The following is a 12,458-nucleotide window of genomic DNA, read 5'->3' on the forward strand; positions in this document are numbered from 1 at the left end:
GAGTAAAAATTAAAAATTAAACAATAAAACAGAACGATCGCACAATAGCCCTATAAATCTTACCGCACTTAGTCACCAAATAACTCCGGCAGGCGATCGCGCAGCTCAGCATTTAAACGCGGCAACTCGTCTCGCATCTGCAAGTACCAATCTCGGCGCTGCCGGTAGTGCCCGCACAGCAAGCGGTTGTCCCGCACCCATTGGTAAGCATTGGCGGCTATTTCCCGGCGCCGAGAAGTGTCAGATATCAGCGAATTTAGTTTGGTTTCAAACTCTTTTTCATATCTATAAATCAATCCGGTTTCACCTTCGACAATCGAATGTTCGTACACGGTGGGACTTGCCAAAACCGCTACTCCCCGCGCTGCACATTCAATAAATTTCAAGTCAGATTTCGTTTCGTTAACCTGGTTGGGAACAAGCGGCAGCAAAGCGATATCGCAACTGTACATAATTTCTTGATACCGTTCGTAACTGCAAAAGGGTTCAAATTCTTTTTGCTGTATTTTCAAGGATTCAAAAAATCGGCGGTCGTGGATTACTTTAACTCGAATTCGGTGCTTGTGTGCGATTAAAACTCGATTTAGCGCTGCCATAATCGGCTGCCAATCTTTTTCGCGGTTTAGCGCGCCAAAAAAGATGGTGACTGTATCTGCGACCGGATAAATTCGGGGCGGAGGTAGATAGGCTAATTGATTGGGAAAGACGGCAACATTAGGATTGTATTGTCGCAAAATTTTTGCTAGCGGTTCTGTCGAAGTTTGCACGCAGTGACAGCCCCGATAGCTAAGGTAATTATTGTCGGCGTATTCGCGGCGGCGGATAGGATTATCGTCAATTTCAGCTACTATTAAATAGCCTTGTTGCAGCAGTTCTTTGAGTTGGGGAATATAGCCTGGATATTGCATGATTGTCCGCTGCCAGATGAAGACTTTTTCTTCTTCCGGCAGGGGGGGAATTAATCCTGCTGTTTTCACGGCGGATACGGTGCGGACACCCGGAATTGTAGCGCTAAATTTGTCCGGTTCCAAAACTCGCACGCGATCGCACCCTGTAGGAGCCATAATGATAGTCTGAATCAGCAGTCTGCGCGCAGGTACGGTCGATTTGGTCGATCGCGCGATATAATGTTCAGCACCTGTTTCCGTAGCAAAACTGCTCGATGTGAGCTCTAAAGCCTTTACCATTGGATGCAGTAATTCCTGAAAGCGGACAAAATTTTCCGTTTTGTGTCCCTTCCCTTGAAATTCATAAACCTGCAATCCGGCTCGAGCAAATAGTGATTTAATACTTTCTAGGGTAAACCAGTGCTGCATCTTGCTGTCGGGATTCTCCCACTGTCCCCGCAACAGATTGACAATTCGCCGCCAGTATTGAACGTTGGGGATTCGGGCGAGAATTTGCCCCTCTGGATTCAACAAACCACTGTACTGCTTGAGGACTTCCCAAGGGTTTTTGAGATAGGGTAGCAAGTCGCCAAAAATTAAGCAATCGACGGTTCCTGGAGCGATGTCGAGACTTTCGATGGCAATTTCTTCAATATCGGCTACCGTCACCCAGTTTAGCCGATCGACCGCAATTTTAGCTTTTTCTCGATCGCATTCAATGCCGATATACTGACAGTGAGGATTTATCTGCTTGTACTCTTGGCCCGTCGCACCCGTACCGCAGCCAATTTCAACAATGACCTTAGCATCCGGCGGTAGCAGCTTCAAGAAGTCGTGGTTGACGCGCTCGATCACTTTGTCTAAAATTCCTGATTAGTCGATCGTAAAATAAAACACACAAACCCATGCCGACAGACAACCAGCTCAAGGTTAGCATTGCGATGCCAGTATACAATGGCGATCGGCACATTTGTCAAGCACCAAATTTTCGGCTGCCAACTCTTTCTCTTCCTCTGCGTTCTCTGCGCCCTCTGCGGTTCACTTAATCTTACTCACCCATCCTGCAATGATTGCTATATCTTAGCAAAAATTGAGCAAACTTATAATTTATTCTCAACCCATACCCTCATTTAGCGCGATTGACGAACTCCATTAATTCTGCTTTTTCCCAAAAAATCAACACAACAATTTGCTAAATACATTAGAAACTATGAACCCTAATCTAGGAATGAACATCGCCGGTTACATTAACGGCGAATTTGGCATAGGAGAAGGTGTTCGAGCCAACATCAGAGCCACAGAAACCGCCAACATTCCCTTCGTCATCAACAATTTTACCCGCAGTCCCCACCGCAAACAAGACACTACATATCAAAATTTTAGCCAAGACAATCCCCATTCAGTCAACTTAATTCAAGTCAACGCCGATGAAGTTGCAACCTTTATCAAACATACAGGTTCCAGCTATTTTAAAAACAAATACAATATCGGCTTTTGGGCCTGGGAACTGCCCGAATTTCCCCCAGAATGGCAGCCCGCATTTAATCACTTTCAAGAAATATGGACTTACAGCAACTATTGCACCGAGGCAATTTCCGCAGTCTCGCCAATTCCCGTCATCAAAATCATGCCCAGTATTGCTCTCCCCGCACCTTCCCTGAACAGAGAAGCACTGAATTTACCTAAAGATAAATTTATTTTCTTGTTTGTATTCGACTTTTCCAGCCGCATCGAGCGCAAAAATACTTTAGCGACCATTCAAGCATTTAAACAAGCTTTTGGCGAAGATAACAGCGTATTATTGGTCATCAAATCTTCTAATTCCAACAAATTTTTAGAGGCGCAAGCATCCTTAAACTCAGCCCTAGCAAATAATTCAAATATCAAACATCTAGACGGGTATTTGTCCAAAAATAAACTAAACGGTTTGCTCTACAATTGCGACTGCTACGTATCGCTGCACCGCTGCGAAGGATTTGGCTTAACAATGGCTGAAGCCATGTTTTACGGCAAACCCGTAATTGCCACCGGCTATTCATCAAATACAGAATTTATGAATGTCGGCAACAGCTATTTAGTCAAGTATAAGTTGATACCAATAGAGCAAGATTGCGGGCCTTACAAAAAAGGCAATTTTTGGGCCCAAGCGGATGTCGAACACGCTGCTGACTTAATGCGGTACGTCTTCAACAATTACCGGGAAGCTCAACGAATTGGAGCGATAGCTGCTGAGGAAATTAAGACTTTACTCAACCCGCAAGTTACAGGGAATAAAATTAGAAAACGTCTCGAATATATTGCCGAGATTACCGATAACTTTCAAAGCATACCTCTGTCAGGAACAGCCAAAGCGAAGTCGGCTAAAATTAGGGCTAACTTGCCACAATCACAGCAACAAAGTCAATCAAATGCAGAACTGCCAAACGGGCAGCCGAAGGTTAGTATTTGCATTCCGACGTACAACGGAGAAGCATTTATTGCGGAAACAATTAAAAGTGCTTTGGCCCAAACATACCCTAACATAGAACTGATTATATCCGATGACGGCTCCACAGACCGCACAATTGCGATCGCCCAATCATTCCAATCAGAAACCTCAGTCGATTTCCGCATCATCCTGCACCGCAACTACGGTTTATCGCAAAACTGGAACTTCTGCATATCCCAAGCAAAAGGTCAATACATTAAATTTCTGTTTCAAGACGACTTGCTCGCACCAGAATGTATTGATAAAATGGTCGCACTCGCCCAAAAACACCCAGAAATAGGTATGGTTTTCTCCCCGCGCGGCATCACCATAGGTGAAGATGAATCTAACCCGATTTTGCGGAAAGCTTCCCAATCAATTAAAGATTTGCATAAAAGTTGGTCTAATTTAAAATCTATTCAGCCTGGAAAAGAATTACTGGCAGATACTAAATGTTTGAGCAACCCCATAAACAAAATTGGCGAACCGAGTACCGTCTTAATTGCCGCGCGAGTATTTACAGAAATAGGATTATTTGATTCTGGATTATCTCAGTATGTAGACTTAGATATGTGGTGGCGAATCATGGGAAACTATCATATCGGATTTGTAGACGAAAAACTGTCGTCACTGCGGATTCATCCCGAACAACAAACTTGGAAAAACTTCGCTGCTGGGGAAAATCATAAAGATGTAGTCAGATTTTACAAAAAACTACTAAATAGTCCTGATTACAGTTTTCTGCATCGACAAATCAAACAGACAATCCGCCAAAAGTTGGCATTGAGAACCCAGCCGAGTTTATCGGAATTGTCAGCAATGCTTGATCAATACAATAAATTCCCCTCAAAACAGCCTCTTCTCGTGCTGCGCCAATACCGCCAACAGCTAGCTGAATATTGGCTGAATTTGCCAGGGGAAAAATTAGAAAGTGCTTACTTGAAAGACACGGGTAAAGCTCATAAATTGCTCCTTGATAGCGCTATAAAAAATGAAACTTTAACTGAGTCAGAAGAAAGTTTTGTCCAGCAGTTATCCTCGAAACTTGCTGAAGGAGGAGAAATTGCCGACAAGATGCAATATCTACTCGCAGCGATGCTGTACGGCGACGCTTATCAGTTGCCGCTTGAGTATAAAAATGCAGCGATTCCCCAGTGGTTTTTTGACGATTTTCTGAAATTTATATTTCAGTCTCCGAATTATTTTAAACTGAGATGTTGGGCCAGTGTCAAGAACGGGCAAGATGCCCGTTCCACAAAAGATGAATTTTCTTCTTGTGGAACAGGCATCTTGCCTGTTCCTAAACGTTCCACAAGAGATGAATTTTCTTCTTGTGGAACAGGCATCTTGCCTGTTCCTAAACAAGTAATTGAGAATGATGCAAGATATCAGTTTAAACAAAAGTCGGAAATTGAAATCTACTCGGAATATTTCGAGCAGTTAATCAATTACGTCGCAGCTAATATCGCCAGTTTTCCAGATTCAGAAGTTTGGCGTTATTTGGCTGATTTTATTGCCAAAAATGTTAGTTTCCCAGCTTTGTATTTGAGCGAGGAAAATCTACTTAATGTATTGACTCATCGAGCTGATATTCTGGAATTTTATTTAAAAAATATCCGAAGTCAAATAGAATGGAATTTTCCTCAGAGAGAACCTGAAAGAAATAAAATCAGAGTTGGATTTTTGCTGGATAAAATTAGTGATGAATCCGAGACTCGTGCTGCAATTCCGAGTTTTGAATATTTAGACAGAAGCAAATTTGAAATTATTGTTTACTATTTCCAGGTACAAGACGAGCGACTGGGGAAATATTGCGAAAATTGCGCTGACAAACTGGTGCAACTGTCAGAAGACTTGTCAAATCAAGTCCGAGAAATTCGATCGCACGATTTAGATATTCTGCTAATCTGCACCAATACCGCCGACACTTCTCAACCAAGCGCCCTCCTGTGCCTGCACCGACTGGCGCGGGTGCAAATAGCTACCGGTGCATCAACCCCCGCCACCACCGGAAGCCGAAATATCGATTATTTCATTGCCGGAGATTTGACATTGCCCGCAGGTGCAGCAGCCGAGTATCGCGAAAAATTAATTAGTTTAGAAGGGTCGGGAGTCTGTTTAAGCTATACTGTAGCATCGGCACCTGGAACAGTTGAACCGACTCGCAGAAGTTGGGGAGCCACCGACGAATCTGTAGTGTTCATGTCCGGCGCTCAAGCTTTGACAATTATCCCAGAATTGAGAGAAAGTTGGGCAAAAATTATTGCTGCCGTACCGAATTCTATTTTAGTTTTGTATCCCTTTCGTTCCGGCAATGAAAACTATCCGACAGTGCCTTTTTACAAACAAATGCGATCGCTCTTTGCCGAATACGGTATTGACAAAAAGCGCTTAGTTGTGATTAAAGCGCTGCCATCTCGCGCCGATTGCATAAAATGTCTGGAATTGGCTGATATATATTTAGACTCCTATCCATACAGCAGTGGCTGCTCCTTAGCAGAACCCCTGTTGGTGGGGTTGCCTGTAGTGGCAAGAAAAGGGCAAAGAACTCGATCGCGACAATCAGCCGCCGCGATCGAAGAACTGCTACTTCCGGAACTGGTAGCAGACAGCGAGAACTCTTATTTAGAGCTGAACACAGCACTGGGAACCAACCCAGAACTGCGCCGGCACTACCGCGATCGAATCCAGCAAAAAATGGCGGCAAACCCGAAATATCTCGACAGTCGCGCTTGCTCGACCCAACTCGGAACACTCTTTGAAAGACTATTCCGAGAGTCAAGGAAGAAGGAAGTTCGGCAACAAAGCAGTTTACGGGATTTAACGGATGGATGTTGAGGGAAGATTTTCCCACTTTCCCACTCTCGCATCCCATTACCATTCTGAGCCCCGCGGGGAACCCCTCGCTAGGCAGAGCGTCAAGAAATAGACAGCAGTAGCGCTAGCCCGCTGACGGTCTGCTATCATCGGGGAATCGAGGGGTTAGTGGTTGTCGCTCTTTTCTTGCCACAGCTAAATTAAAAGGGGAAGCGCAAGTCAGTTGGAGAAAAAAAAATGACAGGACTTTTTCAAATAGGCGATAAATTACTGCAAGCTCAGGATATGCCATCGCTCCTGAAGCGGTATCAGTTGATGCCACAATTCTTGCGGGGTGTAATAGTAGACCAAGCGATCGCATCCTTTAGTTGCAGCGACGAAGAACGCAAATCCGCCGTGGAGAACTTTCTGGCACAACACCAACTGACAGCCCCCGAAGCCAAAGAAGCTTGGCTGCGGAGCCAAAACATGACGGAAGCAGAACTTCAAGAAATGGCCGTTAGGCCCTTGCTGATCGAAAAATTTAAGCAAGCCACTTGGAGACCTAAAGTAGATAATTATTTTTTAACCCGCAAAGCCAGCCTAGACCACGTAGTCTATTCCCTGGTACGCACCAAAAATCCAGCACTGGCAAACGAACTTTACTTTCGCATCCTCGAAGGGGAACAAACCTTTGCTGAAGTGGCCCGCGACTATTCCGAAGGGCCCGAGTCCAAGTCAGGCGGCTTGTTGGGCCCAGTACCCCTGAGCCAGCCCCACCCGGCAATCAGCAAACTTTTGTCCGTCAGCCAGCCAAATCAACTCTGGACGCCGCGTCCTCTGGCAGAATGGATGGTAATTATTCGACTAGAAAAGTTCATGCCGGCCCAGCTCGATGAATCGATGCGGCTGCACTTGATTAACGAACTATTTGAAAGCTGGCTCGCCGAACAGATATCGCAAATAGGCCCGCTACAGCCCCTCTCCTCCGTGTCTTCAATATCATGACAATCAAGCAATTGCGTCTGGGGCCCCGGATTTATCCGTGGAGACTTGAAAAAGCGTAGCATCCTGACAAAAAGCCTCTGGATTCAATTTAAAATATAAAATCTAAAATCTAAAATCGGATGACTTCTTCCGCTGTTTCCCTCTCCCAAATTCAGGATTTCCTAGCTCAAACACCTCCCTTTGACCGACTCTCAGAGACGGCTCTGACAGCCTTGGTGGCTAAATGCCAACTCCTCGGCTACCGGACGGGGCAACCCCTGTTTGAACGGGAAAAAATGCCGACTCAGGTGGCAATTATCTATCAAGGCCAGGCCAGGCTGCTGGGCTTTGACCAGCGCTCGCAGCGCCACGTAAGTTTGCGCTTGGTGCAGTCGAAGGAAATTCTCGGCTGGGCTGGCTTGCTCAGGGGAGTTCCCTGCGAAACGGCGATCGCTTCTACAGATGTGATCGCGATCGTCCTACCTGCCGAAGATTTCCTGAGTGTACTGGAAAAACAGCCGACTTTTGGAGAAGCCTTTCGCGAACACTGTTCCTTGAGCGAAGTATTTGAACTGTTGAGCCTGGAGTTGCAGCGCCAAGCCGACGGCACTTCCAATCTCAAGGAACTCACCCTGCAAGCTTGGCAAGATGCGACAGTTGTCAACGTACCAAACGGCAACAAAAAAACTCAAGACATCGCCAAAGAGCTAGATGCCGATCGAGTTTGGCTAGTCAGCAGCGGCGTCTTGGGCGACTTTCCCACCGGCAGCCGCTTCTCTGTGGAAAACGCAGCCAAATCCTTAAAAGTAGAAGGCCGCCTCGGCGCCCGCTTGGTCGGCTTCCGGGAACCCCCAGCATCGCAACCAGAGCTAGCAGATCCCCCAAATGGCGAAACAGGGACAGGTACAGGAGGAGGGATAAAGCCACCCATCATTTTTGACGATGTACCCCCCGCCCCCGATCGTCCCCCAGAACCAACCAGCGACCAACCAAAGGATTCGGCGGCGAAATACCCAGTTTTTCGCGCCAAAGGGCAGATTGAGGCCCCGCTTGCTTGCTTCCAAATGTTGAGCAAGTATTTCGGCCTTAAATTTCGCCGAGATATCATCCGCAAAGTTCTAGAAAATCAGTTAAAAACCGCCGGTTCTATCAGTATGCAAGCCTGCGGGGCGATCGCCCAAAGCATCGGCCTGACGCCCCAATTGGCGCAAGTGCCCGCAGAAGCCATCAACCGCATCAAAGCTCCCGTAATGATTAAATGGGAAACCAGCTTTGCCATTATTTACAGCATCACCGAGCAAGAATTGGTGATGGCCACGCCCGAAAAAGGGTTAATGCGGAAGCGGATACCTCAGTTTAAAGAAATCTGGGGAGAATCAGGAGAAGTCCTGCTGCTGCAAGCTCCGCAAGTCGAACAAAAAGAGCAGTTCAGCTTCTGGTGGTTTGTGCCGGCGCTGATGGAACACAAGACAGTGTTTTTTGAGGTGTTGCTCGCTTCGTTTTTTGTACAGTTATTTGGTCTTGCCAACCCATTAATTAGCCAAGTAATTATTGATAAAGTCTTAGGTCAGCGCAGCATTGACACCTTGGATATTTTGGGTGCATTTCTGTTAGGTGTTGCCCTGTTTGAAGGACTGCTCAACGGTTTGCGTACCTTTTTGTTTATAGATACCTCAAACCGCATTGATGTCAAATTGAGTGCAGAAGTCATCGACCACTTGCTCCGGCTGCCCCAAAATTACTTTGACAATCGGCGTGTGGGAGATTTGGTCTACAAATTCAGCATGATGGGCCAGATTCGGGAATTCATGACGAGTACAGCTCTGACAGTGGTTCTCGATGCGGTATTTTCGGTGGTTTACGTCGCCGTTATGCTTTCTTACAGCGTGCAGCTAACGTTTGTATCTTTGGCAGTGGTACCGATACTGGGGCTGATGATTGTTCTAATCAATCCGCTGGTGCTGCGCCTGATCAAACAAAGAAATATGCGTTTTGCTGACTCTCAATCTTATCTAGTGGAAGTAGTCAGCGGGATTCAAACTGTTAAGGCTCAAAATATTGAATTGAAATCCCGCTGGGAGTGGTCGAGCCGCTACGCAAAATACATTACAGCCAGTTTTAAAACAATTATCACGGGGACTACGGCCGGTACGGTTAGCGGCTTTTTAAACCAGGTTGGTAACTTAGCTCAGTTGTGGGTGGGAGCTTATTTGGTACTGGGAAATGAGATTACTTTGGGTCAGTTGATTGCTTTCCGAATTATTTCCGGGAACGTGACTGGTTCGCTGCTGCGTTTTGTGAGCGTGTGGCAGAGTTTCCAAGAAGTCTCGATGTCGATCGATATGCTTAAGGATGTGGTCGATACGCCGACGGAAACCAGCGATGAAGACCGCAGCAATATCCCGCTGCCGGCAATTCAAGGGCAGGTTACCTATGAGGAGGTTTCCTTCCGATTCCTGGAGAGCGGGGCACTGCAATTGGCTAATGTTAATTTGGAATTTCCCGCTGGCAGTTTTGTGGGAATTGTGGGGGGAAGCGGTTCCGGTAAAAGTACGGCGATGAAGCTGTTGCAGCGTCTTTATCCGCCGCTGTCGGGCAGGATTTTTATTGACGGATACGACATTTCTAAGGTGGAACTGTACTCGCTCCGCAGCCAACTTGGGGTGGTGTTGCAAGATACTTTGCTGTTTAACTGTACTGTTCAGGAAAATATTGCTCTGAGCAATCCCGATGCGAGTACGGATGAGATTGTGCGAGCTGCGAAATTAGCGGTAGCTCACGATTTTATTATGGGCTTGCCTGCTGGCTACAATACGGTGGTGGGAGAGCGGGGTTCGTCGCTTTCAGGGGGTCAAAGACAGCGTTTGGCGATCGCCCGCACGATTTTGCAAAACCCGAAACTGCTGATTTTGGACGAAGCTACAAGCGCCCTCGACTACCATTCCGAACGCCAAGTTTGCAATAACTTAGCAGAAGCTTTTTCCGGCCGCACGGTGTTTTTCATTACTCACCGCCTGACTACCATCCAAAACGCTGATGTAATTATTATGATGGATCAAGGTTCTGTAGTCGAGCGGGGAACTCATAAAGAATTAATGGCTCTTAAAGGGCGTTACTACTGCCTCTTCCAACAACAAGAGTCATCGAATACCTAATCTCTAACAACTCACAACAGATCGCTAACGCTTAACAACTGAGAACTAACAAATGGCTATGAAATCGTTAATACTTTCTGAGCAACCAGTCATTCTCGAAAAACCAGCGATTTGGTCGCACTTGTTTTTGTGGATGATCATGCTGATGACCACTTCTGCTGTAGTTTGGGCTTATTTTGCTAGCGTAGAGCAAGCTGTCCCCGCTGTCGGCCAATTGGAGCTTAAAGATGGTGCTAGAGACATTCAAGCACCTGCTACGGGCGCTGTGGTGAGACTTCACGTTGAAAATGGCGATCGTGTGGAAAAAAACCAGCCTCTGCTCACTTTCAACCCCGTTGCACCCACGGCAGATTTAACATCGATACAGAAAACTAAAGAAGCTCTGGAAAAGGAAAATAAATTTTACGAAGATGTTGTCAACGGCAAAATTCAAGGCGCTGTTCCTTCTAGCCTAGAATCAACAATCAAGGACAGACAGAGCCTGACGGCACAAAATCAAGTGCTGCAAGCTTTGATTGACGAACTGTACCTCAATCGGGGAGCCAGCGGAAATTTTGATGCTGCTCAGCAAGGACTTTATGTTAATTATCGATCGGAATTTCTGTCTCGCGTCGCTGCAGCTCAAGGCCAAGTTCAGGAGTTGGAAAAACAACTGAAGCAAGCTCAGGATGCTGAGAAAGCTGCCGGCGATCAAATGATAGTCGCACAGCAACAATTGGGTTTTGCCCAGAACCAATTAAATTATGCCCAGCAGCAGTTAAGTTCTTCGCAAGAGCAAGTAAAATCCGCCCTGGCTCAGAGAGATTTGGCCCAAGAACAGTTAGCGAAATCGCAACAAGTATTGAAGTCGAATCAAAACATTCTAGGCCGACTCGCCCCCCTGGTGGAGGAAGGAGCGATCGCTGAACTGCAAAAAGAGCGTCAAGAACAAGATGTTTTCAGAGGCCAAAGCGACGTTCTCAAACAGCAAGATCAAATCAAGCAGCGCGAAGGTGAAATCAACTCTCGCAGGGGCGAAATTAACACGCGCCTCGGTGAAATCAATACGCGCCGAGGCGAAATTAACGCGCGTCAAGGCGACATCCAAAAAATTAGTGCTGACATAGAGCGCCAGCAAGGAGAGCAAGCGCGCATTCAGGAGTCGATCGCCCGCGCCCAAGAACAGTTAAAAAACACCAAGGATTCCTGGGCAAAAGAACTTTACAGCAAAATTGCTGAAAACGAGAAACAAATTGCCAGCAGCGATTCTCAGCTAAGCCGCTTCAAAGTCGAAAACTTGAAAAAGCTCTCCGAAGTGAACGCTCAGCTAGAAAAGGCTCAACAAAACCGCGACACTCAAGTGATGAAGTCACCCGTATCGGGGGTAATCTTTGATTTGAAGCCTTCTACGAAGCAGAAAGCTACGTTGGATATGGCGAAAGATCCTATCTGCCAATCCATTATTAATTCCGTGCTGAAACCGGGCGAACCGCGCCCAGCACGCTGCGAAGAAGCTTATTACGAAGCACAGCAAACTGAAAAGCTACTCAAGGTTTTGGATGACGAAAACGGTTTGGAAGCAGTTGTTTACCTGGAAAACAGCAATGTGGCTCTGGTATTGGATGCTTTGAGACAGAAGCGGGCAAAATTGGAGCCGTATCACGGCAAGCAATTAGACGGAGAAAAGATTGACTGCGAAACAGGTAAAATTTGCGTTTGTCCAGAGAAGGAAATTAACAGAGAGAAACTGGGTTTGACGAAATACCAATGCGTGCCTGTGGAAGTGAATGTAGAAGCTTTCCCGGCGCTGGAGTTTGGTACTGCTGAGGGTGAAGTGATAGAGATTAGCAGCGATGCTGAGCCTCCTACTGAACTGCGGAAATACTATGCTTTCAAAACCAAAATTAAGCTCAAAAATCAGAAGTTTGTTTTGAACAAGGACAAGCCCAATCAAGTCGAGGTGAATTTGCAGTCGGGAATGGCAGTGAGTTCTAATATCAATATAGGCAAGCGGACTGTTTTGCAGATGTTTATCAACCGATTTACTGGGAAAATGGATACGTTCAAGACTATTAAGTAATGATTTAGGGGTAGCCAGAAACCGGGTTTTTCACCCAGATACGCGCCCCAGGCAGTCAATTTCAATAAAAACCCGGTTTCTTGAGTCTCAGAGTAGGGAACACCAGA

At 46.2% G+C, this 12,458-nt stretch carries 6 protein-coding genes; 5 read left to right on the forward strand and 1 reads right to left on the reverse strand.

Annotation, left to right across the window (positions count from 1 at the left end; genetic code table 11):
• Positions 1 to 68: 68 nt before the first annotated feature.
• Complete coding sequence (locus QUA50_RS04395; protein ID WP_333260483.1) at positions 69 to 1,742, reverse strand: methyltransferase domain-containing protein; 1,674 nt, start codon at positions 1,740 to 1,742, stop codon at positions 69 to 71.
• A 50-nt stretch (positions 1,743 to 1,792) separates the two neighbouring features.
• Between QUA50_RS04395 and QUA50_RS04400 the strand changes: the two genes are divergently transcribed.
• From QUA50_RS04400 to QUA50_RS04420, 5 genes are all read left to right on the forward strand, one after another.
• Positions 1,793 to 1,933 (forward strand): hypothetical protein, encoded by a 141-nt coding sequence (locus QUA50_RS04400; RefSeq protein ID WP_333298508.1) that lies wholly within the window; start codon positions 1,793 to 1,795, stop codon positions 1,931 to 1,933.
• Positions 1,934 to 2,097: 164 nt separating this feature from the next.
• The gene (locus tag QUA50_RS04405) at positions 2,098 to 6,192 is read left to right on the forward strand and encodes a glycosyltransferase (protein WP_333260481.1); all 4,095 of its coding nucleotides are present in this window, start codon (positions 2,098 to 2,100) and stop codon (positions 6,190 to 6,192) included.
• A gap of 216 nt (positions 6,193 to 6,408) precedes the next feature.
• Positions 6,409 to 7,158, forward strand: a complete 750-nt coding sequence (locus QUA50_RS04410) for a peptidylprolyl isomerase (protein WP_333260478.1) — start codon at positions 6,409 to 6,411, stop codon at positions 7,156 to 7,158.
• A gap of 119 nt (positions 7,159 to 7,277) precedes the next feature.
• Positions 7,278 to 10,292 carry a peptidase domain-containing ABC transporter gene (locus tag QUA50_RS04415; RefSeq protein ID WP_333260475.1) on the forward strand — a complete coding sequence of 1,005 codons (3,015 nt, stop codon included), beginning with the start codon at positions 7,278 to 7,280 and terminating at the stop codon, positions 10,290 to 10,292.
• Positions 10,293 to 10,350: 58 nt separating this feature from the next.
• Complete coding sequence (locus tag QUA50_RS04420) at positions 10,351 to 12,351, forward strand: chromosome partitioning protein ParA (RefSeq protein WP_333260474.1); 2,001 nt, start codon at positions 10,351 to 10,353, stop codon at positions 12,349 to 12,351.
• Positions 12,352 to 12,458: the final 107 nt, after the last annotated feature.

This window comes from Microcoleus sp. M2_D5, from assembly GCF_036701935.1.
Lineage (GTDB): Bacteria > Cyanobacteriota > Cyanobacteriia > Cyanobacteriales > Microcoleaceae > Microcoleus.